Annotated in this window: 21 protein-coding genes, 1 other RNA gene and 1 pseudogene; 7 read left to right on the top strand and 16 right to left on the bottom strand. The window is 43.5% G+C overall.

The genetic code is table 11. The annotated features are described in order from the left end of the window. Window positions 1-257: 257 nt before the first annotated feature. From AB8613_RS05150 to AB8613_RS05165, 4 genes are read right to left on the bottom strand one after another with little or no spacing between them, the layout of a single operon-like run. Window positions 258-707 (bottom strand): prepilin-type N-terminal cleavage/methylation domain-containing protein, encoded by a 450-nt coding sequence (locus AB8613_RS05150; RefSeq protein WP_146491364.1) that lies wholly within the window; start codon window positions 705-707, stop codon window positions 258-260. Next, window positions 697-2,037, bottom strand: a complete 1,341-nt coding sequence (locus AB8613_RS05155; RefSeq protein ID WP_372384593.1) for a hypothetical protein — start codon at window positions 2,035-2,037, stop codon at window positions 697-699. The genes AB8613_RS05150 and AB8613_RS05155 overlap by 11 nt, the downstream gene beginning before the upstream one ends. Continuing rightward, window positions 2,034-2,666: a PilW family protein gene (locus AB8613_RS05160; protein WP_372384594.1), complete on the bottom strand. Its 633-nt coding sequence runs from the start codon at window positions 2,664-2,666 to the stop codon at window positions 2,034-2,036. The genes AB8613_RS05155 and AB8613_RS05160 overlap by 4 nt, the downstream gene beginning before the upstream one ends. After that, window positions 2,647-3,153: a GspH/FimT family pseudopilin gene (locus AB8613_RS05165; protein ID WP_372384595.1), complete on the bottom strand. Its 507-nt coding sequence runs from the start codon at window positions 3,151-3,153 to the stop codon at window positions 2,647-2,649. Before AB8613_RS05165 ends, AB8613_RS05160 begins: the two co-directional genes overlap by 20 nt. Before the next feature lie 102 nt (window positions 3,154-3,255). Between AB8613_RS05165 and AB8613_RS05170 the strand changes: the two genes are divergently transcribed. Further along, complete coding sequence (locus AB8613_RS05170; RefSeq protein WP_372384596.1) at window positions 3,256-3,687, top strand: type IV pilin protein; 432 nt, start codon at window positions 3,256-3,258, stop codon at window positions 3,685-3,687. 136 nt (window positions 3,688-3,823) lie between these two features. On the opposite strand, the gene dnaJ is transcribed toward AB8613_RS05170, so the two are convergent. From dnaJ to grpE, 4 genes are all read right to left on the bottom strand, one after another. Further along, window positions 3,824-4,972: a molecular chaperone DnaJ gene (dnaJ, locus tag AB8613_RS05175; RefSeq protein WP_372384597.1), complete on the bottom strand. Its 1,149-nt coding sequence runs from the start codon at window positions 4,970-4,972 to the stop codon at window positions 3,824-3,826. Window positions 4,973-5,256: 284 nt separating this feature from the next. Beyond that, window positions 5,257-7,170, bottom strand: a complete 1,914-nt coding sequence (dnaK, locus tag AB8613_RS05180; protein ID WP_019823919.1) for a molecular chaperone DnaK — start codon at window positions 7,168-7,170, stop codon at window positions 5,257-5,259. 473 nt (window positions 7,171-7,643) lie between these two features. After that, window positions 7,644-8,918 (bottom strand): dicarboxylate/amino acid:cation symporter, encoded by a 1,275-nt coding sequence (locus AB8613_RS05185; RefSeq protein ID WP_019823920.1) that lies wholly within the window; start codon window positions 8,916-8,918, stop codon window positions 7,644-7,646. Window positions 8,919-9,306: 388 nt separating this feature from the next. After that, window positions 9,307-9,888, bottom strand: coding sequence for a nucleotide exchange factor GrpE (gene grpE, locus AB8613_RS05190; protein ID WP_019823922.1), 582 nt, complete (start codon window positions 9,886-9,888; stop codon window positions 9,307-9,309). Between the two features lie 143 nt (window positions 9,889-10,031). Between grpE and nadK the strand changes: the two genes are divergently transcribed. From nadK to bamE, 3 genes are all read left to right on the top strand, one after another. Beyond that, window positions 10,032-10,916: an NAD(+) kinase gene (gene nadK / locus AB8613_RS05195; RefSeq protein ID WP_017066747.1), complete on the top strand. Its 885-nt coding sequence runs from the start codon at window positions 10,032-10,034 to the stop codon at window positions 10,914-10,916. Window positions 10,917-11,194: 278 nt separating this feature from the next. Next, on the top strand, window positions 11,195-12,859 hold the full coding sequence (gene recN / locus AB8613_RS05200; protein WP_146491360.1) for a DNA repair protein RecN: 1,665 nt from the start codon (window positions 11,195-11,197) through the stop codon (window positions 12,857-12,859). Window positions 12,860-13,026: 167 nt separating this feature from the next. Continuing rightward, the gene (bamE, locus tag AB8613_RS05205; RefSeq protein WP_009848326.1) at window positions 13,027-13,386 is read left to right on the top strand and encodes an outer membrane protein assembly factor BamE; all 360 of its coding nucleotides are present in this window, start codon (window positions 13,027-13,029) and stop codon (window positions 13,384-13,386) included. 156 nt (window positions 13,387-13,542) lie between these two features. Here the strand turns inward: bamE and AB8613_RS05210 are convergent, their stop codons facing one another. Both AB8613_RS05210 and AB8613_RS05215 read right to left on the bottom strand, forming a co-directional pair. After that, window positions 13,543-13,854, bottom strand: coding sequence for an RnfH family protein (locus tag AB8613_RS05210; RefSeq protein WP_146491359.1), 312 nt, complete (start codon window positions 13,852-13,854; stop codon window positions 13,543-13,545). 3 nt (window positions 13,855-13,857) lie between these two features. Beyond that, on the bottom strand, window positions 13,858-14,286 hold the full coding sequence (locus AB8613_RS05215) for an SRPBCC family protein (RefSeq protein WP_017106599.1): 429 nt from the start codon (window positions 14,284-14,286) through the stop codon (window positions 13,858-13,860). A gap of 119 nt (window positions 14,287-14,405) precedes the next feature. Here AB8613_RS05215 and smpB point away from each other — a divergent pair, with 119 nt between their 5' ends. The 3 genes and pseudogenes from smpB (at window position 14,406) to AB8613_RS05230 (ending at window position 16,725) form a co-directional block, all read left to right on the top strand. After that, the gene (gene smpB / locus AB8613_RS05220; RefSeq protein ID WP_004735156.1) at window positions 14,406-14,891 is read left to right on the top strand and encodes an SsrA-binding protein SmpB; all 486 of its coding nucleotides are present in this window, start codon (window positions 14,406-14,408) and stop codon (window positions 14,889-14,891) included. A gap of 66 nt (window positions 14,892-14,957) precedes the next feature. Next, window positions 14,958-15,324: a transfer-messenger RNA gene (gene ssrA / locus AB8613_RS05225) on the top strand. A gap of 160 nt (window positions 15,325-15,484) precedes the next feature. Then, window positions 15,485-16,725, top strand: a pseudogene (locus tag AB8613_RS05230) (integrase domain-containing protein). Between the two features lie 41 nt (window positions 16,726-16,766). Here the strand turns inward: AB8613_RS05230 and AB8613_RS05235 are convergent. From AB8613_RS05235 to hsdR, 6 genes are all read right to left on the bottom strand, one after another. Next, window positions 16,767-16,970: a helix-turn-helix transcriptional regulator gene (locus tag AB8613_RS05235; RefSeq protein WP_372384598.1), complete on the bottom strand. Its 204-nt coding sequence runs from the start codon at window positions 16,968-16,970 to the stop codon at window positions 16,767-16,769. A 182-nt stretch (window positions 16,971-17,152) separates the two neighbouring features. Continuing rightward, window positions 17,153-17,488, bottom strand: coding sequence for a hypothetical protein (locus AB8613_RS05240; RefSeq protein ID WP_372384599.1), 336 nt, complete (start codon window positions 17,486-17,488; stop codon window positions 17,153-17,155). 541 nt (window positions 17,489-18,029) lie between these two features. Next, window positions 18,030-19,631 carry an AAA family ATPase gene (locus AB8613_RS05245; protein ID WP_161685759.1) on the bottom strand — a complete coding sequence of 534 codons (1,602 nt, stop codon included), beginning with the start codon at window positions 19,629-19,631 and terminating at the stop codon, window positions 18,030-18,032. Next, window positions 19,631-21,187 (bottom strand): restriction endonuclease subunit S, encoded by a 1,557-nt coding sequence (locus AB8613_RS05250; protein WP_372384600.1) that lies wholly within the window; start codon window positions 21,185-21,187, stop codon window positions 19,631-19,633. The genes AB8613_RS05245 and AB8613_RS05250 overlap by 1 nt, the downstream gene beginning before the upstream one ends. Then, complete coding sequence (locus AB8613_RS05255; protein ID WP_372384601.1) at window positions 21,184-22,716, bottom strand: N-6 DNA methylase; 1,533 nt, start codon at window positions 22,714-22,716, stop codon at window positions 21,184-21,186. The genes AB8613_RS05250 and AB8613_RS05255 overlap by 4 nt, the downstream gene beginning before the upstream one ends. A 42-nt stretch (window positions 22,717-22,758) precedes the next feature. Next, window positions 22,759-26,193: a type I restriction-modification system endonuclease gene (hsdR, locus tag AB8613_RS05260; protein WP_372384602.1), complete on the bottom strand. Its 3,435-nt coding sequence runs from the start codon at window positions 26,191-26,193 to the stop codon at window positions 22,759-22,761. Between the last annotated feature and the right edge of the window lie 4 nt (window positions 26,194-26,197).

Consider the following 26,197-nt stretch of genomic DNA (forward strand, 5'->3'; position numbering starts at 1 on the left):
AAGTTTTGACCACGGCCTATTGGTACAGCACATATTCTATTAAAGTCGTTGTTAAAAAGCACAAGATTCCACCTAATTTTCCATAAATGGAGACATATTTTGCAAAAATACCATACAACCACAACAATATAAAAACACAAAAAACACCATTCCATATACAGAGTTTTAACTAGCACGCAAACAATGTCCGAGGAGTGAAAATTATCAGTAAAAGAAGTGGCATGAGCCTTGGCATGCAGTAAACGTTTGCTTGAAGGTCAATCAAACTCACTGTATTTGGAGAGCATAGTTTCGAGGTAAATACTTTGCGCATGGTTCATACGATCTCGCCATGCAATTGTGACAGTAATATTTTTTAACGCATCGGACAAAGCACCGCCTGCATTAGTCACTTCACAGGTCATGGCATAGGCAGAACCCGACAAACCGGATAAAGGATCTGAACTGCCTCTATTGAGACAGTGACTCGCCTGATTTAGTTCCGAAAAAGGAATTAAACCTACCGCCCCACTTGCATTAGATACCCGAGTTCGATAATACTCCATCTGCCTTTCAGCAAAATGCAGCGCCTCTACGCTGTGGAGCGCAAAATCCGATTTTTGTTCAGCGTAGACCTGCAATTTAACCAGACCTAACGAGGCAACGCCAATCAACAGAAAAGAGATAAGAACCTCTATCAAGCTAAAACCTGAGTTCTTAGAAATCATTCCATGATCCTCGCTTCCACTGATAAGTTGAAGGCAGATCAATCGGATTAGAATCCGCACGAAAATCTAAGTCCATGTCACCAACAATGGTCGTCACACCTGCAGGTGAATCAAAAATAAGGCCACCAGAAGGCAAACCAGATGCAAACTGAATCCCGACACTTTTTTTGACGACACTGGCGTTATCTATGTCTTTAATAAAAGGCGCAAATACGTTATTCGGCAAAAGGTTCTTCCAAAAGTCATCGACACGCGTTTTTACATGGCTCTTTTGATAATCGACCAAATGATAAATCACTCCGTTGTAAGCCATGGCTCCATTTAGTGCCAACACACCATCTTGCACAACCAACAGCTGTGATGGATTGATTGTGGCCGCAACCGCAGCATTAATATGGCAGTTGCCTTCAACCCACAGCCCCTTGGTTTGCCCTGCCGTAAAGTGCTCCATAATCTCAGTGCCGCACTCAGTCGCATTCAATAGCTGAACATGCTTAAACAAATCCGTATCTTGTGACAGGTCGACAATATTTTGCTCGGTTTTAGCAACACCAAAAAAGGTGTAAAACGGGTTCATATTAGGATCAGGGTTAAAGTCTTTTTGGAAGGGAGGCGGATTCGTTCCTTGAGAGGAATCAGGTGCATAGATTGAATAGCGACTTCCCGAATTACCTTTGGGTATCTCCGTTTTATATTCACTGTCACACACGCCATCAAAACCAGAAAACGGACCATCCGCACTTGGGTCGAGCACTTCTAAGCCTAACGTTTGTCCTGAATCACCATGCATTGAATCGTATTGGTAAGTAAAAAGGTCGGCAAAAGTAACACTCACGCATTCATATTCATTACCACTGATCGGTTCTTCTTTTACTGTCGGCTTCAGGCTCAAAGTTCCAATAAGTTCGATAGGACCAGTAGACTGAATTGCCCCACTACCGAGCTGAGATCTTTCTCTTATTGTCTTAAAAAGTGACTGTACGTTTGAGGATGACGCTACGATGTAAGCGCTAGAAATTGCACTATCCGAGATTTCGATCTGCGGTTTATTTTCGTAAGGAGAACACCAATCAGAAAAATCTGCAGGACGAGTACTCGCGTCTTTGATATCAGCAATTGTCTTGTCTAATTCAAGTAAGTAGGAGTAGGTACACTCTAAGCCTCCTTCCGATCGCCAGTGTTCTTGTCTGCCCTGCACTTCATTCTGTGCGACTTTAATTTGATGGAATACACTGCGATACGTGCCTAATGTCACCACTAAAGCACCAATTAAAAGCACTGACGTAATCAATAACGTCACCACACCACGCTGCTTTCTAAATATCATCATTGCCAGTTCCTCTGCTTAACGGAAACCGAAACAGATTTGGAAACACCTGCGGTTGGGATTGACGCTGTAATACTGATATCAGTGAGCGTGCTCTTGATAGAATTCTGCTCCAATACTTGGGAATTAATGCTGAACTCATCAACATCAATGAGATTGTCATCGAACAGTGAGTAACATCCAGTAACCTCATGAAATGTAGGAATTGCCTCCGATACAGTGGTGCCCTTCTCACATATTTGCAGTTTGGTTCCATTTTTTCTGTAAACGATATTTCGATGTTCTTTACTTGCGCTTGAGCCCTCTCGGAAGTAAACAAAACCAACGGCAACACCGCCACTCACTTGGATGGTGTTACTCGCTCCAGACAGCTTGATTGAGTAACCATTAGAACCATCATAGCCCGCCCGTTGGATATCCTCCTTCATCACCTGCATCGTGCTTGTTAGGTTTTGTAGCAGCAATAATTCAATGCCTTTGTCTTTGGCTATTCTCTGCCCTGTTATAAAAACACTACCGATAATCGAAATCGCGAACACACCAATCGCAGACGCCACCATTAACTCAATTAATGATGTGCCTTGCTGCTTGCTAAGAGCTACCGTTGTCGATTTAACACGCATCATAGCCATACTGCGCACTCGACTCACCGCACACCTTAATTCGCCCTGGAGGGCTGGATAATTTGATCAAAACCCGATCGGTTGAAGCCGTATTAGGAGCTAAATAGAGAGTCCCACGAGCAGGCCTCCCACGAACGCTCTCAAAAGTAATTCTGTCTCCGGTGTAATTATGAGAAAAAGAAAGGTCACGAAAAGGTTCACCCGTCAACTGCAGTAAGGTTTCTCCTGACAAGTCTTCGGTCGGTTTTAACCAAATAGTCCAATCTCCAGTTGATTGCTCTTCATTTTTATCCATAGAGAAATGAACCCAAAGATCTTGATTCCTTTTTACTGATTCTGACTTGGCCTGAATAAGGAAACCATTCAACTCGCTAGCCAATCGCTGCATCTTCACAGTTTGCGTTACTGAACTAAAACTCGGGGCAGCCGTCGCTATCAGTATCGATAACACCGACACCGTGATTAAAAGCTCTAATAAAGTAAACCCGCGAGTCATTTCCCAATTTCCTATGTAATACCGCTCGTAACCGTATTTAATCTTGCGCCGATGCTACCACCGGAGAAAAATAGGCAGAGATATTAAAGGAAACTACTCGCGATGATTCGAAGAAATATATGCAACAACAACAACTTAAGCATTAGAGGGATGACATTGATCGAATTATTGATCACTGTCGCCATCGTGGGGATACTTGGTGCCATTGCCTATCCAAGTTATACGAGCCATGTAATTAAAGCGCACCGAGTCACCGCGATAGCTGATATGACAAAGATACAATTGGAAATGGAGACGCTGTACACGGGGAACTATGCATCCGCAGCGGAGAATATTATTTCCGGAGGGACATGTTTGTTTTGCGATACCGACACCAGCCGATACACGTTAGCGATTTCGGCGAGTAGTACAACCTATGCAATTCAAGCAGAACCACTTTCACAGCAAGTGAATGATGGATGTTTAAATTCGATTACCGATATATTGGAATTACACCACTCGGGTGTTTCAGAGCCAGAAGCGTGTTGGAAGTAACAAGAGCAACCACCAAAGGGCTCGATAATCTATCTGAGAAATCTAGACTCTTTATTCTCTGAGCTTCTTTCTTTGATCTACAGATACAAAAAAGCCTGCACACTGGCAGGCTTTAAAAGTTTCAAATCACTATCAATTACTTAGTTAGGTCATCGAAGAAGTTTTTCACGCCGCTGAAGAAACCTTCAGACTTTGGCTTGTGCTTGCTTGCCGCTTCACCACAACATGTTTCTTCGAATTCACGCAGTAGTTCTTTCTGGCGAGAGCTTAGCTTAACCGGTGTTTCAACCACTAGTTTAACGATTAGGTCACCCACACCGCCGCCACGAACGCCTTTCACGCCTTTGCCACGCATACGGAACATACGGCCCGTTTGTGTTTCTTCTGGCACTTTAAGGTTTACACGACCATCTAGTGTGGGAACTTCAACTTCACCGCCTAAAGCAGCCATAGAGAAGCTTACTGGCACTTCACAGTAAAGGTTGTTGCCGTCACGCTCAAAGATGTTGTGCTCTTTTACGTGTACTTGTACGTACAAGTCGCCAGCTGGAGCGCCGTGCTCCCCTGCTTCGCCTTCGCCAGATAGACGAATGCGATCACCAGTATCAACACCTGCTGGGATCTTAACGTTAAGCGTTTTCGTCTTCTGTTTGCGACCTTGGCCATGACATGAGTTACATGGGTCTTTGATGATCTTGCCTTTACCGTTACAAGTAGGACAAGTCTGTTGAACCGCAAAGAAACCTTGGCGCATTTGTACCTGGCCGTGGCCATGACAAGTACCACACGTTTGTGCAGAAGAACCTGCTTTCGCGCCGCTACCGTCACAAATATCACACTCTACAAGAGTTGGTACTTCGATTTCTTTAGATACACCACGAACGGCTTCTTCTAGAGAAAGCTCCATGTTGTAACGCAAATCAGAACCACGTTGTGCGCGCTGTTGACCGCCACCACGACGACCGCCGCCGAAGATATCGCCAAATACGTCACCGAAGATATCGCCGAAGTCACCTTGGCCACCGCCGCCGAAACCACCGCCGCCGCCCATGCCACCTTGTTCAAAGGCTGCGTGACCGTATTGGTCGTAAGCTGCTTTCTTTTGAGAGTCAGTTAGGATCTCGTACGCTACTTTTACTTCTTTAAACTTATCTGCTGCGGTCTCGTCACCCTGGTTACGGTCCGGGTGGAATTTCATCGCTAAGCGTTTGTACGCTTTTTTAATATCGCGCTCTGATGCATCGCGGCTTACGCCTAATACTTCGTAAAAATCACGTTTTGACATGTTCTAGGTCACCAAAATAATTGCTACTACCGAATGATCACTTCAGTAGTCTGTGTATCAATCTAGATAAAAGTTCTGCCGGCTGAAATGCCGAATAAAGCTATTATCTAGATCGACAAGTCTAAATACAAATTTACGGGCGTGAGAGTTACCTCTGACGCCCGTATTAATAAGTCTTCGAGACAAATTTCTAAGCAGATAGCTTGAGTTCTAGGAGGAAGCGCGGAGCCTACGCTAGTAGGTGAGCACTTCCGACAACGAAATCAGGCTACTCTGTGACGAAATTATTTTTTGTCGTCTTTAACTTCTTCAAACTCCGCGTCTACCACATCGTCGTCTTGCTTAGGTTGTTCACCAGCGTCAGCACCAGCTTGTTCAGCTTGAGCTTTCTGTTGAGCAATTTCCATTAGCTTCTGAGCTGCTTGCATAAGTTCTTGAACTTTAGCGTCGATAGCTTCTTTGTCGTTACCAGACTTAACTTCTTCTAGTGCCGTGATAGCTGCTTCGATTTTAGCTTTCTCGTCTGCAGGTAGAGCTTCACCAGCTTCTTCTACTTGCTTCTTAGTGCCGTGAATCATTTGGTCAGCTTGGTTACGTGCAGTTACTAGCTCTTCGAACTTTTTGTCCGCTTCTTTGTTAGCTTCTGCTTCTTGTACCATTGCTTCGATCTCTTCCTCAGACAGGCCGCCTGATGCTTGGATAGTGATCTTCTGCTCTTTACCTGTTGCTTTATCTTTAGCAGATACGTTCAGGATACCATCAGCATCTAGGTCGAATGTTACTTCGATTTGTGGCATGCCACGTGGTGCTGGTTGGATACCTTCTAGGTTGAACTGACCAAGAGACTTGTTGTAAGTCGCTTGCTTACGCTCACCTTGAAGAACGTGGATAGTTACTGCGTTTTGGTTGTCTTCAGCTGTAGAGAACACTTGATCCGCTTTAGTAGGGATAGTTGTGTTTTTCTCGATAAGCTTAGTCATCACGCCGCCCATCGTTTCGATACCGAAAGATAGAGGAGTAACGTCTAGTAGTAGAACGTCTTTAACGTCACCAGCTAGTACACCACCTTGAACAGCAGCACCCATTGCAACAGCTTCGTCAGGGTTCACGTCTTTACGTGGCTCTTTACCGAAGAATTCAGTTACTTTAGCTTGAACCATAGGCATACGAGTTTGACCACCAACTAGGATAACGTCAGTGATTTCGCCTACAGATAGGTCAGCATCTGCTAGAGCTACTTTTAGTGGCTCAAGAGAACGTTGAACTAGGTCTTCAACTAGAGACTCAAGCTTCGCACGAGTCACTTTGATGTTCATGTGCTTAGGACCAGTCGCATCAGCAGTAACGTAAGGTAGGTTTACGTCAGTTTGAGTAGTAGAAGAAAGCTCGATTTTCGCTTTTTCTGCTGCTTCTTTAACACGCTGCATTGCTAGTGGATCAGCTTTAAGGTCGATACCTTGCTCTTTCTTGAACTCATCTACTAGGTAGTTGATCATGCGGTTATCGAAATCTTCACCACCAAGGTGAGTGTCACCGTTAGTTGAAAGAACTTCGAAAGTTTTCTCGCCTTCTACTTCATCGATTTCGATGATAGAGATATCGAATGTACCACCACCAAGATCGTATACAGCGATAGTGCGATCACCACCTTGCTTGTCTAGGCCGTAAGCTAGAGCAGCAGCAGTTGGTTCGTTGATGATACGTTTAACATCTAGACCAGCGATACGGCCAGCATCTTTAGTTGCTTGACGTTGAGCATCGTTGAAGTAAGCAGGAACAGTAACAACTGCGCCAGTTACTTCTTCGCCTAGGAAGTCTTCAGCTGTTTTCTTCATTTTCTTAAGAACTTCAGCAGATACTTGAGGAGCAGCCATTTTTTGGCCTTGCGCTTCAACCCATGCATCACCGTTATCAGCTTTAACAATGTTAAAAGGCATGATTTCGATATCGCGTTGAACTTCTTCATCTTCAAAACGACGACCGATTAGACGCTTAATTGCGTATAGCGTGTTTTGAGGGTTAGTAACTGCTTGACGTTTCGCAGGTTGACCAACTAGCGTCTCGCCGTCAGTGTATGCGATTACCGATGCTGTTGTGCGTTCGCCTTCAGCATTTTCTAGTACGCGTGGTTTGTCGCCGTCTAAAACAGCAACACAAGAGTTAGTAGTACCTAAATCAATACCAATGATTCGACCCATCAGGCTATCTCCGAAATATAATCTATATTAGTTTTTTGCTATACCCACATATGTGGGGGGCGGTAATCAGGGATTCAACCCTAATACACAAAATTTAAGTGCAAATGTAATTTGCTTTCGTATGCACCATAGATAAGGGCTCACGAAGCCTTTTCAAGGGTGAAAATGGATTTTTTTACATTTATTTTAATAAAAGGAATGATTAGGCACGAATACATATCATTACCGCCTATATAAGTCCCATAACTGGGTTTATTCACCCTCGACTATCCTTTCTTGTAGCAAAGTCTTGTTTCTGTAAACGGGCTCTCAAAGAGGCTCCCACACACAACAATTAAGGCCGCACTATCGTTTGTTGAGTAAAAGTAGATAAAGTGACCTTCTCACCCAATAAAAAACGGAGCCACTTGGGCTCCGTTTATCTACTCAGGGTTTCAGCTCAGATTAAATCTATAGCGGAAAGAGTCTCTGAATTAAGCTTCTGCTTTCTGTAGCTCAGCTTCTTCATTAGCTTCAACGCCAATTTCGTTTTCAGATTTAGCAACGATAGTGTTCACCGCTGTATCACCTACTACGTTTGAAGAAGTACAGAACATGTCACAGATACGGTCAACAGCAGCAACAATCGCTAGACCTTCTGGTGGTAGACCTAGTTGGTGCAATAGAACACCTACCATTACTACACCGCCACCTGGAACACCACCAGCACCGATAGAAAGAAGCAGGATAGTTAGACCTAGAGTGAAGATATCAGCAGTGTTGATTGGTTGACCAAATGCGTTTGCTACGAACATAGTCGCTAGTGCGATGTAGATAGATACACCAGACATGTTCATTGTTGCACCTAGTGGTACACCGAAACCTGCTACTGACTTAGATACGTTTAGTTTGTCAGTAAGAGTACGCATAGTTACTGGGATTGTTGCATTCGAACTTGCTGTAGATAGTGAGAATAGAACTTGCTCACGCGTTGCACGTAGGAACTGCTTTGGAGAAATACCAGTGAATGAACCAACCATCATTGGGTAGAAGAAGAAAATCCAGAACACTAGCATTGCAACCACAAGCGCCACATAGCCAGCAACTGACATTAGCGTGTCTGCATCCAGTGTTGCGCCCAGTTGAATCATCAGAGCAAATACACCGTAAGGCGCCAAGCTCATTACTAGGCCGATAAGCTTCATCATGATTTCGTTAGCCATCTTGAATGTCTTGATAGCTGGGCCACCACGAGAATCAAGCGCTTGAATAGCAAGACCTGTCAAAATTGCCATGAAGATGATTTGCAGCATGTCGCCGCTTGCGAACGCTTCTACAGGGTTGCTAGGAACGATGTTAACAACAAGAGAGAAGATGTCTGGTGTTTCAGTTGTTGTAAGCGCAATTGTCTCAGAAACCGTACCCGCTAGATTCGCACCTGCACCTGGTTGGAAAATAAGACCAATCGTTAGCGCTGCTGAGATCGCGATGATGGTGTTAATAATGTAAAGACCAAAGGTTTTACCACCAAGACGACCAAATGAACGAATATCTTTTAGCTCAACAATACCGCAAACAATAGATACGTATACAAGAGGAACTACAAGTAACTTGATAAGTGATACGAACATACCACCAGCACCTTCTGCAGCACCAAGTAGATACGTATCAAAAATAGCAATACCGCTGAATAGGTACTGAATAGCAGTACCAATAAGTAGACCAGCAAACAAGCCTACAAAAATTTTACTTGAGAGCGATTTATCCATCGTTCTTCTCCAGTTTGTTGTGTTTGAAATTTGTACTTTTATAGTTATATATGCGATCAAAATCGCTATATGGCAGTGGATTTTACATACAAAGATAACAATTAAAAGTGTTTATTTACAAAAACATCACAAATGTGACATCAAAACATTTACTCATTCACAACAAGTTTCATAACACAAAACTCTAAATCGCTGATCTAAATGAAATAAAAAGAACGACATTCTCAATACGGTTTTGATGCTTATTTACGTGGACTCTCAAGCTATAGACATAAAAAAAGAGAGGCATATGCCTCTCTTTTCATTTCACGTAAACCAGTGATTTATTTTGCCACCACGACTTACTCAGTCAATACGCTAATCAATCAGCTGGCAACGTAATAAGTAATTACTTAGCAACCATAACCATCGCTGGGCGAACCACACGGCCGTTTAGTTCATAGCCTTTTTGCATTACAAACATAACCGTGTTTGATTCGTGATCCGGGCTTTCTTGGATAGACATTGCTTGGTGGAATTCAGGGTTGAACGCTTCACCTTCAGGGTTGATCTCTTTAAGACCAAACTTAGCAACTGTGTCTACGAACGTCTTGTGCGTTAGTTCAACACCTTCAAACAGTGGCTTAACCACTTCGTTTTCAGCGTCTGCCGCTTGCATTGCACGCTCTAGGTTGTCGATTACAGGAAGCAGACCTTCAGCAAACTTGTTCAAAGCGAATTTACGCGCTTTATCAATTTCTTGTTCGCTACGGCGACGCATGTTTTCAACTTCAGCTTTAGCGCGAAGAACAGAATCTTGCTGCTCTTTCACTTTAGATTCGCTAGAAAGCAGTGCAGCTTCCAGTTGAGCGATTTTTGCTTCCTGCTCATCAGCAGCGTCTTCATTCAGCTCAGCTTCTTCAACTTTCTCAGCTTCAGCGATGATCTGATCTAGCTCTTCTTCGGTTACTTTGTTTTCTTCGTTGCTCATGATATCTCCAGAATTCGTTTTCAATGCAAGTGACAGGCGTGTTTGCGCCCCAAATTGATATAAAACACTCGCATAGACGTTCAACTTGCCTTTATTATGGGGATGAAGAATTTTGATTCAAGCCTAATTCGTTTGGAAACGTTATGAAAAAGCCATTTGAAGTCATCGCCATTATCGGTAAACCTCGAGATCAGCAAGCAATTCAGACTCATAGAGAGCTCTATCAGTGGTTAAGTGCTGAGGGTTATCAAGTGTTTGTTGATGACAGACTCGCCACTATTTTAGACGACATCCCAAAAGAACATTTTTCTAGCCTGATTGAATTAGGTAAGCGCGCCGATCTCGCCATTGTGGTCGGTGGCGACGGAAATATGCTCGGTGCCGCTAGAATCTTGTCACGTTTCGACATTTCAGTGATTGGGGTTAACCGAGGTAATCTTGGCTTCCTTACCGACCTCAACCCTGAAAATTTCCAGAGTGCGCTTACTGATGTTCTCAAAGGCGAGTTCATGGAAGAAGAACGCTTCCTGCTTGAAACAGAAATTCACCGTCACGGCCAAATAAAAAGCCATAATGCGGCACTCAACGAAGCGGTACTTCACCCCGGCCAAGTTGCTCACATGATCGAGTTCGAAGTATATATCGATGACAGCTTCGCCTTCTCACAGCGTTCTGATGGCTTGATCGTCTCAACACCGACAGGTTCTACCGCCTACTCGCTTTCTGGCGGCGGCCCTATCCTGTCATCAAGCCTAAATGCTATCTCACTAGTACCAATGTTCCCGCACACCCTTTCAAGTCGCCCACTTGTGGTGGATGGCAAGCGTCGTATCAAGCTTATCGTATCGCCTGATAACCGCGGAACTCAGGAAGTGAGCTGTGATGGTCAAATCTCGCTGCCTGTTTCTCCTGGCGATGAGATTCACATTTACCAAAGCCCAAATGTGCTCAAGCTGATCCACCCTAAAGACTACAATTACTACCATGTCCTACGTAACAAGCTAGGCTGGTCGAGTAAGCTGTTCTAAGTAAATAGTGAATAATTTTGAAAGGCTGACGACATTCGTCAGCCTTTTTTATTGCCGATTAAAAGCCCACCATCTATATCTTCACGCCAACCCATCACACAGTCATTCCCAAGAGGGAGGAACGAGTGAGTTGGGAATCTATATTGCTTTCAGTGATCTACAGACAAGTTCAATTCTGAGAGCTATCGCAAAAAATTTTCACCTGTCGACTTTACTGTATAAAGAAACAGTATATACTGAGCTTATATACAGTATGTTCAGTTATACAGGTAAATAAAATGCTGGCTCATTTAAGTGTTAATAATTTCGCTATTGTTAAGTCTTTACAGCTAGAACTCTCTAAAGGCATGACAACAATCACCGGGGAAACTGGTGCAGGTAAATCTATCGCTATCGACGCTTTAGGCTTATGTCTTGGAGGACGATCAGATGCAGGAATGGTTAGACAGGGTGAAGAAAAAACCGAAGTCAGTGCCGCTTTTTTACTTGAGAACAATCTGCACGCTACCCGCTGGTTAGAAGACAACGAACTGCTTGATGGCAGTGAGTGCATCTTACGCAGAACTATCTCTAAAGAAGGTCGCTCTCGCGCATTCATCAACGGCAGCCCGGTTCCTCTTTCGCAATTGAAATCACTTGGCCAACTGCTGATCAACATTCATGGTCAACATGCTCATCATCAGTTAATGAAGAGCGACTACCAAATGGCCATGCTTGATCAATACGCAGGCCACTTGAACCTATTGAAGTCGACACGTAACGCTTACCAAGCATGGCGACAAGCGGATAATCACTTAAAAGAGTTACGTGAAAATAGCCAGCAAAACCAAGCTCAAAAACAACTTCTTGAATACCAAATCAAAGAGTTAAATGAGCTGTCTATTGGGGAGGAAGAATATGAAGACCTCGAACAAGAGCATAAGCGCCTCTCCAATAGCGGAGAACTGGCCACAACCTGCCAGCAAGCTATCGAGCTTATTTATGAAGGCGAAGAAGTTAATGCGCTTGGTATTCTGCAATCGGCCAATAACTCCTTAATTCAGTTAGCTGAGCTCGATGAAAGGTTGGCTGAATTACCGAATTTACTCTCTGAAGCGATTATTCAGATTGAAGAAACCAACAACGAGTTAAGAACATACCTAGACAGCATTGATGTCGATCCCGGTCGTATGGCTTATGTTGAAGAACGTTTCTCAAAAGTGATGTCGATATCTCGTAAACACCACGTGTTGCCTGAAGAGCTTTATAAGCATCATCAAGACTTACTACAACAAGTTGAAGCGCTTGATTGCTCTGATGAAAAGTTGGAAGAATTGGCAAACGAGGTAGAAAACCAATACCAATCGTTCGTTGCTAAATCAGAGAAGCTTCATAAATCTCGAACTCGTTACGCAAAAGAACTAAACAAACTGATCACGCAAAGCATGCACGAACTGAGCATGGAAAAAGCACAGTTTGCCATTGAAGTGAACAACACCAACACCCACCCTTCTCCATTGGGTATGGATAACGTGACCTTCATTGTTTCGACCAACCCAGGCCAGCCAATGCAGCCTATTGCTAAAGTAGCTTCTGGTGGCGAGTTATCACGAATCTCATTGGCGATTCAGGTAATCACGGCGCAAAAAGTGGATACACCAAGCCTGATTTTCGATGAAGTCGATGTGGGTATCAGTGGTCCAACAGCGGCTGTTGTCGGAAAAATGCTACGTAAGCTGGGCGAATCTACGCAGGTGATGTGTGTGACGCACTTACCTCAAGTGGCAGGTTGCGGGCACCAACAACTGTTCGTAGCTAAGAACACTAAATCGGGTAAGACAGAGACCCAAATGCACACCTTGGATCAACAACAGCGCATTTCAGAGCTTGCTCGACTGCTTGGTGGCAGCCAAATTACCGAATCGACGCTTGCCAACGCAAAAGAGTTATTAATCGCAGCTTAGGTTACATATTCAGCAACTTTCTGATAATTTACCGAAAATTCTTGGCAATTTTGCAACTTAATTCAAAATTGCCAGTCATAACAAGCTCAAAGCGCAAGGAGCTTTTTACTTCTTGCTGGAGCTTGTTTATTATCAGGCAGTATTTTAGCGAAGAAAGATCTCAAACTATGCGAATTAAAAAGTGGTTAGTTGCAGTTCCACTTGCACTAACAATGTTGACCGGTTGCTCTCTACTAGAGAAGTTGGTTTATCGAATTGACATCAATCAGGGTAACTATGTTGAACAAGAAGCTGTCGACCAGCTCAAGTTTGGCATGACAAAAACACAAGTTCGTTACGTTATGGGCTCACCTATGCTTATCGAAAATGGCTACCCAGATACGTGGTATTACATTTACCACCATCAAAAAGGTCACAACGACCCTATTCAGAAAAACCTTGTCGTGAACTTTGATGCTACAGGCACTCTAGTAACGATCAATGGTGATTTTGAAGCCAGTGATGAGTTCTTCGAAAGCCTTCGCTAGCTTTCAGCCAACAAAGCTCTCAAGCAAGAATCGTCAAAGCCTGCTCATGAGCAGGTTTTTTAATATCTGCTACAAATTAGCTGCTGTGTCTAACTAACAGCCACAAAAAAGCTCGCCAATATAGCGAGCTCTCTTCTTAGTTAAATTTGTTTTGCGTTACGATTTAGCTGCGGCCGCTTTCGCTTGTTCAGCACGCTTACGACGAATCTCTTTTGGATCGGCCAACAATGCACGGTAGATTTCGATACGGTCTTTATCACGAACCGTCGCATCTAGCTTAACGTTGCGGCTGAATACACCAACCTTATTTTTCGCTAAGTCGATCTCTGGGTACAATTCCAAAACGCCAGACTGCGCAATGATCTCTTCAACGGTCGCGTGCTTGTTCACTACCAAAGTAAACACACGCTGTTCTTGAGGAAGTGCAAAGACAACCTCTACGTGGATCATATCCGATTCAATAGTCATGGCTTAGTAGACCTGTTTCGCGCGTTGAGTAAAAGCACTGACCATATTGCTCGTCAGCTCATTGAAAATCTTACCAAATGCCATTTCAATCATTCGGCTAGAGAACTCAAACTCTAGCTTAAGTTCAACCTTACAAGCTTGCTCGTCGAGCGGAGTAAAGTACCAACCACCCTGCAGCTTTTTGAACGGGCCGTCCACCAACTCCATCAAAATCTCAGCACCATCCGCTAAGCGATTCGATGTGGTAAATGTTTTGCTGATACCCGCTTTAGAGACATCAACCGAAGCTACCATAGTTGAATCTGAAGATTCGATCACACGTGAACCAGAACACCCTGGCAAAAACTCGTGATAACGAGCAACATCATTGACCAAGCTGAACATCTGGTCGGCACTAAACGACACTAATGCTGAACGAGTAACCTTTGGCATATAGACTCCTGTTAAAGACAGCGTTACATTAACACAAACTGCAATTTTAATTGTATTGGGCCAGAGCGCAAATAAAAAGGATTCCCCAACTAGGGTGCAATCCGTATAATGAGGCCATTATGGCAAAGAATAAATCAAAATCAAAAGCCGGTAGCAATACCATTGCGCTTAATAAGAAAGCTCGCCACGAATATTTCATCGATGATGAGATAGAAGCGGGGCTTGAGCTACAAGGCTGGGAAGTAAAATCCCTACGTGAAGGCAAAACCAATATCGCAGAAAGCTACGTTTACATCCGAGATGGCGAAGCATTCATCAGTGGTATGACGATTACTCCGCTTACTCAAGCGAGTACTCATATCGTGGCGAACCCAACACGTATCCGTAAACTCCTTATGTCGAGAAAAGAGCTCGACAACCTTATCGGTCGTATTAACCGTGAAGGCATGACACTTGTCGCAACCGCACTTTACTGGTCTCGCTCTTGGGCGAAGATTAAAGTTGGCGTAGCGAAAGGTAAAAAACTGCACGATAAACGTACTGATATGAAAGAAAAAGATTGGGCGAGAGATAAAGCACGAATTATGAAGAGTAATTTGCGTTAATTTTAAGCACTTAAACGCACAGTGCTAGACAGGGTAAGCTTTTCTGGTACTATGCAAATAACACTTGGGGCTGATTTAGGATTCGACAGGAATTTTGAAGTCTGAGGTGCATGCCGTGGGGCGGTTGGCCACGTTAAAAGCCGCAAAAAAATAGTCGCAAACGACGAAAACTACGCACTAGCAGCTTAATAACCTGCTCAGAGCTCTCTTACCCTAGCTTCCGCTCGTAAGACGGGGACCAATAAGAGATCAAACCCAAACTAGCTAGCGTGGCTTCTCCCACCTGAGAGGAAAAGCGCGAATTATAATTCAGGTTAGCCTTTAACTAGCGTGTCGGTTCGCAGGTTGCTGGTGAAATTAAAGATCGACTAAGCATGTAGTACCAATGATGAATGATTTTTGGACGCGGGTTCAACTCCCGCCAGCTCCACCAATTCATAGAGAAAGACGTCCTAGGGCGTCTTTTTTTATACCCAAAGAAAAGTAAATCAATAACTTAGCGTGCACACTAGTCCTATCTCGTTCTGGACAGCTCATTTTTTTAGCAGTACGCTTAGCAGTACCGATTCGATAATGCTAACTTTGGTACTGCTATGGCGAGAACAACGAAACCTCTAACCAATACGGAAATTAAACAAGCGAAGCCAAAAGAGAAGGTTTATGACCTGCGAGATGGTCAAGGGCTTGTACTCCGTATAAAGCCTAATTCATCAAAGCTATGGCTGTTTGATTACTATCGACCATACACCAAAAAGCGTACTACCCTAAGCTTTGGTAGCTACCCAGAAGTCTCTCTAGCTGAAGCTCGTGAACTTAGAGCACAATCACGAAAGCTACTATCAGATAATATCGATCCAAAAGAACACCGAGAACAAATCGCTTTAGAGCAACAAGGCCACCGTAGCGCAACACTCGAAGTTGTCGCTAAAGATTGGTTCGAAATAAAAAGAAAAAAGTAACACCAAACTATGCAGATGATATTTGGAACTCTCTGGAGCTTCATATCTTCCCCGCTCTCGGACCGTATCCAGTATCAGAACTACGCCCTCAGCACGCTATAGATACAATGAAGCCTCTAGCCCACAAAGGTAACTTAGAGACCATCAAGCGGCTTTCTCAACGTCTCAATGAGATTATGACCTTTGCATTGAATACAGGGCTGGTGGATGCAAACCGCCTAACCGGTATAAAGGCGGCATTTGAAACACCGAAGAAAAAACACATGCCGACAATAACACCGAAAGAGTTACCTGGTTTAATGCTCGCCATTAACAAAGCCAACATAAAACTCACGACTCGATGTCTTATTGAATGGCAACTTCATACTATGTCGCGTCCAAATGAAGCTGCTGGAGCTAAGTGGGATGAAATTGATTTTGATAATAAATGTTGGGTGATACCTGTCGAGCGTATGAAAATGCGCAAAGAACACGTGATACCGCTCACAGAGCAAACCTTGGGATTATTGGATGTAATGAAACCAATCAGTGGTCATCGTGAGTTTATCTTTCCTTCAGATAGAAATCCAAAAACTCATATCAACCCTCAAACGGCGAATATGGCATTGAAGCGTATGAACTACAAAGGGAAGTTAGTTGCACATGGACTCAGAGCTTTAGCAAGTACGACGCTCAATGAGCAAGGGTTTGATTCAGACGTTATCGAGGCTGCACTCTCTCATATTGATTCAAATGAAGTGCGTAAAGCGTACAACAGAGCTGACTACTTAGACCGACGTAAAAAGCTCATGGCTTGGTGGAGCAATCACATCTCGAAAGCATCTCAGGGTGACCTTTCAGTTACAGGTACTCGTACACTTCGCGCTGTCGGGTAAAAAATAAAAAAAGAGCTAACCACCAAGGTTAGCTCAAATATTCACACTTTACGTCGGCTTTCTTGAACTCGCTGATCAATCCATTGCTGAACTTCACTTTCTACCCATGCTACACAGCGATAGCCCAGTGATATTTGTGAAGGAAATCTATTCTCACTCACAAATTTATAAACACTCGCTCTCGAAAGTCCAGTCATAGCTATGACTTCTTTTAACCTGATTAGTCGCGTTGATTGCTCTTGCATATATTCACCTTCATGGCAGTTAATGTCACTTAGTGATATATACCTGAAAACTCTTTGCGGAAACGTCATCAACTCGAATTCGTATTGATACCTAGAAGAACATCATTAACATGACATAGTGGCATATAAAAAGGCAGACAAATGCAACCACTCTGTTACAGGTACCAAAAATTGGTAGTAATTTAATCTGACAGATCTAACCGTGGCAATAAATTAGCTAACCAAGCCTCATGCCTCTTCTGACGAACAAAAGCTACGGCTGTCGCGGAAAAGGGCGATTTTCTATTACAAGCATCAATCAAATTCTGTTCCATCGCAGCCAAAAACTCATCCATTGCGTTTTGTTGGTCGGCTGGCAAAGTGGCATGAAGCGCTATAAAATCTAATGACTGACTTACGTTTTTAATTACTTCGCTTCTCGCCCCCTTAATTGTTTTACTATTAAGGTTATATCTTTTCGCGCTCTCACGAACACGAGAATACTCATCGGGATGCGATATTTCGCTATAGCGAGACATAACAGCACCTGGATGTTGCACATAAGAAACCAAGGTAACATCCATTGGACAGCATGGATCTAAGAGTTTAACGTCCTCCCCCCGTGACCAGCAATATTACAACGGTTCCAAACTCGCGTTGCTTCATCCATAAGCGGAAAATAATCATGCTTCCCCCCATTCGATCTTGGCCTGTTCGCCTCAATACAGGCGTACCTATAGTTCTTCGCTTCAAATGCTAGCCACCAGTAACCAGGGTGCTTTTGACTTGCCCCTTGAACTACTCGAGTCGCGTAAGATTGCTTTGATACTTTTACAGCACCTTTCGGCCTAAAATGGTCGACATCAAAATCTGTACCTATTCTGGGTACTTCAGAATACCAACATTTATCCCCAAACTCGCGAATAAAGTTAGGTTTAAAGTCACTCCACTTACTGCCAATAGATTTAATTTCGGCAGACTTGTCAGCAGCTCGTTGTACTCGTTGAGCCCAACTCTGAGAATTAACATCCCAGTTCTCTGGTTTGCATTGGCCTATAACGTTTAAATCTATATAACGCACTACTCAATCAATCCTTGGTCTTTCAAAATCGCGTTAATCAACTTGACGCGATACTCTGTTGAATCCTTGTTTTCGGCCTCTAACTGCTGCATTGCTTTTTTACGAGCAATTAGGAACTGTCGATAATCTTCATCTGGGTGGGTGTAGCTATAACCCAATCTATCAAGTGAGTTATTTAGCTCACTCAACTTTCTAATCTCAGCCTCTGTCAGGCTTTCTTTCTCCAGCAGCTCTCGTCTATCTTCAATCACTTTACTTGTATGCTGATCCAGTGTTGTTGCCATATCAAACATGTCACTGGTCAGTATACCATTGACGCCCATACCAATTGGGCTCTCTGACGGTGTTTCAGCTAGTGACAATCCTTCCGCATCTTTCCTGAGGACTTGAATCTGTTCTTTTTTCAGCTCTGCAATAGCCAGCGGGTGGTGTGTAACCATCAAAATATGGCAAAAACGTTTGTCGGGTATGAATCGCTTCAGGAACGAGTGATATTTGGCAGCCCATGCAGGGTTTAAGTGCGTATCCGGCTCATCAAGCAGGAATAGAGAGTCTTCTTCAACAGTAAATTCCAGCAATCCAAGTACTGTTAGCAACTGTTGTTCGCCCTCACTAAGCTCGCTGAACGATACGACTTCCCCATTTTTTAATCGAACCTTGATGTGGACGCTACTTAACAGGTCAGAAAGCAAGGTACTTTCGAGCATTTTGAAAAAGTTCTTTGCCCCCAGCCCTCGCGCCACCTTTTTTAGGCTGTAGATGTCAGGCAGGAACACATGCATAAACTCATTGTCTTTCCCTTTGCCTGTCAGTGATGTTGATTCTGCCCGCTCCGTTTTAATCACCCCTAAACTATGTGGTAACAATCTGTCTAGGAACTCTCTGACTACTCCTCGAGCCCCCCAAAATAGGTCCTTTTTATCTATACTGCTCCATTCTGTTGGTCTTCGGAAAACAAAGTGTACAGAATGAAACTCCATTATTCCTAAATGGTCTTCAAGAAACTCCCGACCTACACCCCGTTGTTGGCTTAAAAAGAATGCTAACAACACAAACTGACTGTGAAAAGGTTTAGCATAGAAAAGAGGACGAACCTCGTCCTCAATTTTCACCTGGTTCTTTAGCAATTGGTTATAAAACTTGGTCCTGTGTGGCTTAAACAAGTCCTCCAAGCGATCACTCGGACCAGAGTAGTAAGTAAATAAATGCTTTGGTAGATAATCTGAATTACCTTCCTTATCTCGTGTCACTTTGGATAAAGAAATGCTTTCTGGCAGAGAGTATTGACCACTTTCACCCAAAATCGATACTTGTATTTTGTGTTGCTGAATTGGCGTCGAGCCATACTCTGGTGACGCATCAACTTCGATAAGCCTATCGGAAGATGATCCCAGTGAATACCTGAGTTTATAGCTAAATGGCGCGGGTTCATCACCTAGGTCTAACGCACGAAAAATGCGAACTAACGCTTCAATCACGTTCGATTTACCGGAGCCATTTCGTCCAATTAGAACCGTTAGCAGTTGCCTATTATCAAAATCGATTTCTAAGTCTTCAACGTTTTTAAAACTAGTGCGAATATGCAAGTAATCTATTTTCACTACTTGGTCGCCTTAAACTGACTGCTCTCGCCTTCACCCATTTTTTCGATCAAGTTGAGCTCTAAAAGACGTTTAAGCTCAACAAACAAATCATCAATGACTTTAAATGTCTCGACTGACGCACTATCAAATAGTTGCTGTGCTGACATGGCTTTTTTGGCAACTTTTAACTTAGACAGCAGTTCACTCTTATCATCGACCGCTTTTAATGTCGGCTGAGTCCGAACTGGCGCTTCGTCAACGTGCTCAGCCAGTACTTCTTGTTCTTTACGCTGCTCTTCACCTAAATCTGATAATTGCGGTTGAGCAACTCGTTCAGCCTTATCAGAAAAAGGTTCAAACAGCTCACCACGAAATGCTCGCGCAAGGATTGATTGCGTAAGTTTATCAACACGAAGTTTTGCAGTTTCATACTGCTTCTTAACCAAGTCAGATTTAGCAAGCAGCTCTGAAACAATTCTTACTATTTCTTCCTGTTCATCGACTGACGGCAAGTTAAATTCGTACGCTTTCAACTTTTGGGCATTGATGTTTGATTGACTGACGCCATCAGTTTTTACTTGCCAGCAGTAATCTCGCGCGCGAGGACTATTCAGCTGAATATTAAGGTATTCACTGTTGAGGCGTTCGGTTCCCTGAACTTTGATTAGGTACCCAGCAAAAATGGCCTCTCTCTCACCGCGATAGATAGACGTCTTTCCAACTAATTCCGGGCTATTGGTGCGGTTAAATAAAACATCACCAGGCTCAAGCTTGTATTTCTCAATCTCGTTTTCATCCGATGTATATACAAGATCTGACCAATCTAAATTACCTTCTTGCAAATTACCCATGCGAAGTACGGGCACGGCTCCTTCCTTCTTGGACTTAGCAGAAGAGCCGTAATTAAAACCTTTACCAACCTCTTTCAGGCTTACATATTCCCAGTCATATACATCATTCTCGTCCCGCCACTCTTCCGTTAGCTCTCCCGATACTGCCGCCGACAAAACAGACATACGAAATCGTTTTAACAGCAAAGGGATTTTCTCTAAACGAGACTTGGCCATCTCTAATTTATCAAAGATTGAATCTAGCTTATCCGTGATTTGCTGTTGCTCTTTTTCCGATGGCATAAAGAACGAGTAACTTTGCACATCAGCTGATTTGGCGGCTGGATACAATGCGCCTTGAGTTTTTCCCGAGACAGTATCAATGAAATCTTGAGTCCGTACGAGATAGTATAAAAACCTAGGTACTACAGTATATGGCTTTAGTACGTCAAAGCCTGTAGATGCATACTGATGGTCATATTCCTTCGGAACAATAGCAACTGCATTGAGATTTGGACGTGTTAAGGATACCAATACATCATCAGTATGGATTCTCTTCCGTGCTCGACTTGGGGCATCAACACCTAATAAGTGTTGAGGAGAAGCGATCGCCTTCAAATTCCTGTCAATGCTGCCAATATCGACATAAATCAATTGCTCATCTTCTGAAGGCTTATTCTGAGTAGTTTTCTTTGTAACTTCTTTTATTGTCTTTTCTTGCCACCCTTGACGGTAATTGTTCATAGCACAACCTCTTCAGAAGACTCTGCGCCACCAAGGTCCACCATAATTGACTGTAAATCAGTAATTGCGCCCGCCAGCTCCTCAATCGCTCCTGCAATTAATTCATCAGGTTCCGGTAGGCTCGCTGAGTCTTCCAAGCTATCATCACGAATCCAAGCCAGGTCCAGGGAGTCCTCTTGTTTTTTGATTTCTTCTCGCGTGAAAGCTCGTAAGCGGCAAGTATCTATATTACCGATAGCACTACCGTTTTGATGGTTATCAATAAAGGCTTGGCGTTTAGCTTCGTCCACTTGCGTTAGGTCGCTTCCCATGGCACGGTAAAACTCTTCAAAGTGTTCTTTTTCCAATACTGTGCGTTTACCAAATTTCGGCATGTTAACGCGAAGATCGTAAACCCAAACTTTCTTTGTATTGCCTTTGTCTTGATTAATATTTGTTGGCTTATCGAAGAAAAGCACATTGGTTTTAACACCTGCTGCATAGAAAATACCCGTAGGTAAACGCAAAATAGTGTGCAGGTTACATTTTTCCATTAAATCATTACGAATCTTGCGACCTGTCGAGCCTTCAAATAGCACATTATCAGGCAATACTACGGCTGCTCTACCACCTGGTTTGAGCATAACCTTGTACATGGCATGTAAAAATGCGAGTTGTTTGTTGCTGGTGTAGTGCACAAGGTCATCACGGGTTGGTACGCCACCACCTTGCTTGGTTCCAAATGGTGGGTTAGCAAGAATGAGCGAGGCCTTAGGTAACACTTTACCTTCTTTCGAGAGCGTATCGCCATACAAAACACCTGAGTTTTCATCATCGACGGCCAAGTCATGTAGCATCAGGTTCATCATTGCCAAACGGCGCGTATCAGGTACCAACTCCATACCAAAGAAGGTTTCATGCTGGTAGCTGTCGTAATCCAACTCATCCAACCCTTTCACATCGAAGTTCTTTTCCATGTATTGATGGGCTGCAATCAAAAAGCCGCCTGTACCCGCGGTTGGGTCAACAATAACGTCGCCTTTCTGATTATTTCGCTTATCTTTCGGGGTTGGCTTCATCAGCTCAACCATGACTTCAATCAACACACGCGGGGTAAAGTACTGGCCAGCACCCGATTTTTTCTCGCTGGCGTTAATTTCAAGCAAGCCTTCGTACATGTCGCCCAAGCCTTCTTGCTTAGCCGAGTACCAATCCAGCTTGTCTATTTCAGTTACCAACTTTGTTAGCGTTGCCGGTTTACGAATGCAGGTTGAAGCATTGTTGAAAATCGCTTTAGTGATAAGTGAGCCGTGCGAGCCCAGGTGAACCAGTAGCTTTTTGTATTCTTCAAGACGTGTTGCAGCATTGAACTTTTCAATGTCTTTCCAACGGTATCCTTCAGGAATCAGCTTTTCTTGTCCCGTCTCTTCTACCATTTTCAAGAAAACGAGGAATGTAAGCTCATTTAGATATTCATTGTAGGTAACGCCATCGTCACGTAATAGATTACATAGACCCCAAAGCTTGTTGATTAAATCTTGTGTGCTCATAATTCTTCTTAGTTAATCTAAATTGTTGGGTATTGTAACCCATTACGCAGTTACTTGGAGGTCATCGTTAGACCAAAGCGCACGGTTAAATTGCGCGAGGACATCAACTACAGGCTGTTCGAAAAGCTTGTGCGCTCGTTGGATACCACCAAGGCGTTGCTTAAAAATACCTTCGTTTAGGTTAGATTCATCAACAACAATGTTAGTTTTCATCTGGGCAGCGATAGTTTCCAACCACTCTCGTTGCGGCGTTTTCCAGGCACGAATCGCGAGTATTTTCTGCAAGGCTTTGTCAACACGTTGCTCATACGGAATAAGGGCCTCACCGATTGCGGCTTGTCGGATAAAACCAATAATTCGGGCGGCAATATCCTCGTTTTTCACCTCTTTCCAGGCTACTTTTAGCTCTTCCTCTCTAAATTCGTTTTTTTCCAGCTCTACAACGAGTTGCTTGAGGTCAGTTCGTGTCAGTTCCCACGGTCTTTGGATAACCGTTTGTAATGCCACCATCCGGTTACTATTTGCATTTACAAAGGCTGAAAACGATGACAAGTAATCTTCTGGTTTCTGGCCGCTGCCATAGCCCGTTGATGTACCAGTCACATCATCAGGCTTGTCTGATATCACTATTTTGTTTCGTCCACTGCCGCCCTGCACTTTCATATCAAGAAGCTCGCCTAAGCCAGGATGGCTAACAAACCAACTCGCCACATCCTCTGTATTCATTGCTTTCAGTTCTTTGGCGAACTCTTTAGGCGGCTTGCCAACGATTCGCTCAAATTCATGCTGTTGAAGTGGTGTTAAGTAGTTCTTTTTGCTTTGCAGTTTGGCAAGAAATTGATCTTTAGCCAGCTCTTGCAGTTTGGTATCTCCCCCCTTGGTGATCTCTTGCTCCAACTCAGAGAAGGTAACGTCGACCTTGGTCACAACAGGTTTCATTGTGTTCACTTTCTCAAGTTGTTTGTAGATATCTACAGCATCGTAGATGCGGAATCGCTCTTTACCTATCTCATCACAACGGCGCGTGGCTCGACCAAGCATTTGCTCGAACAAAATGCGGCTGTTGACACGTCGTAAGAATACAAGGTTACAGATGCTCGGCACATCGACACCAGTCGTCAACAAATCCACGGTTACCGCAATATTCGGTAAGCGGTCATTTTTGAATAGACGTATTTTTTCTAGCGGCTTATCAGAGGCACCCGTAATTTTCTGAATTGCATCATCTTCAACTTCGCCGTGGTAATCTTCACACGCTTGTTTTAACGCTTCTACGACCTCATCGGCGTGGCGGTCTGTGACACAGAAAATCAACGACTTTTCTTGTGAGTACGGATTTAGAGAATCGCTTTCGATTAGCCACTTACATATCACTTTGGTGAACTCTGGGGCGATTACTTTTCTATTAAAATCAGCGACCTCAAAATCCAACTCATCTGGCGTATGAATCAAATCAAACTGCTGAGTTTGCGGATCATAAACTTGAACCTCTTCGTTAACCTGATAGTTGATTCCTTCCGTATTTAACTTGGTGTGAATACGGACAGGCGGTAAGTGATCGACTAAGTACCCATCAATAACGGCTTCGGTATAGCTGTATGAGAATACTGGCTCACCAAATATATCTACTGTGTGAATCGCTGGTGTTGCTGTTAGGCCAACTTTAAAGGCATCAAAATACTCAATAACTGCTCGGTACTTTGACATATAGTCTTTCTGGTCTCGAAATTTAATCTCTGTGTCGCTAAGCTCACGATCGAGCAAGTAACCTCGGTGACATTCGTCTACCACAATACAATCGTACTGGCCTACACCTGGCTTTGAACCATTTCCTGAGGGGTACATAATCCGCTTGACCAGACCTTGAACCGTTGCCACGTGAACTTTTGTATCATCATCAGGTACAGCTTTAGGAGCTTTATCTGGCTCCATCCCCATCACATCAAAGGTATCAGCAAACGTATTGAGGTTTTCCATACGCACTTCGCCAAAATCCACCGATGCTTGAACGCCCAAGGCACTTCTATCTACTAAAAACAGAATTCGGCGGAAACGTTGCGCTTTCAATAATCGGTAAACTAAAGCAATACAGGTTTTGGTTTTACCGGTACCCGTCGCCATTGCCACCAGCGCCTTTTCTTCTCCTTCTTTAATTGCTTGTTCAACCGAGAGGATGGCTTCTTTTTGATAATCACGAAGCTTTAGTTCGTACTCAAAGCCCATGCCATTCAACTCTGCGTTGGCTTTTTGAGGTGTTTGACGCAAGTATTCCTTCAGCTCAGCTGGTGTGTACCAGCCTTTGAGGGCTTTTCTTCGATTAGTATTATCTCTGACGTCTAAAAACCAGATGCCGCTTTCTTGCTTAAGCTGTTTTAAATACGCTCGGCCATTCGTCGCAAATACCACGGGCACCAAAAATTCATTATAGTTTGCTACTTCAACGTTACTTGGTAAGTTATGAATGCCTTTTGCATAACGTTTTGCTTGATCGATTGCACCATATACATTCTTAGCTGACTTTTTCGCTTCAATCGTTGCTACCAGAGTCATTCCCATAAATAGCGCATAATCAGCTGGACCTGAGTTTGTAGGCCATTCCGCTATTGCTCTATTCTTGTTTGGCTCTGGTTTGGCACCTTTTGAATATCGAAGGTTTTCGGTATCGGCTTCCCACCCTGCATCAACCAATTGCTGATCAATAATGACACGAGTCTCGGCTTCATCCATCTCAAAGGGAGACTTCTCGATACGCTGAATTTCAGAGACTTGATCCTCTTTAGATTTAGAACGGAAAGCTTGGAAGTAAACAATGTTTGCTTTATCCATCTTGAGACGATACGAGGATAAAGTATTCTCATGCTCTTCTGCTAACTCTTCCCAAATAGCCTTTTCTTCAGCCATTTGTTCAGCACGTAACTTCTCAGCTTGCGCTTTGTCCGCTTCAACTTTACTGAGCTCTTCTGCGACCTTAATACGATCTTGCGTTCTCTGTGATTCAACTTTTAGTCGATTAACTTGCTCTTCAAGTTCGCGAACATAGTCTGATGGGTCTTCTGGTTTGACGAACTTCTGAATTTTAAAGCCTTTTGCCGTACTTCCACCGAAAGTAATATGGAACCACATGGACAAGGCATGGCCTACCATTAGTGCTTTAAGTGCATCTCTGTGAGTGCTACTGTCAAAGATATGTGTTGCGTTATTTCCAAGCTTGCGAATTGTATGAAAGGCATCTCGAACGTTATCATCAAGACGAAGAACGCTGTCTAGCTCTTTGAGCAAGTCTATTTGCCTGACATTAGCGCCAGACTCAACGCCAACTCGAGAAGCAATGGTCTGAGCAATCGCTTCACCAAGTTGTCGAATATTAACCAACGTCGTATTTGGAAATGGGACAAAATTCCGCTCTGCACTCTCGGCTAATTTAAAAAGCCAATCTTGATGTGATCTTAGAAAATCAAAATTACTGAAGTCTGCCATGACG

This window comes from Vibrio sp. BS-M-Sm-2 (assembly GCF_041504345.1).
GTDB classification, from domain to species: Bacteria; Pseudomonadota; Gammaproteobacteria; order Enterobacterales; family Vibrionaceae; genus Vibrio; species Vibrio satsumensis.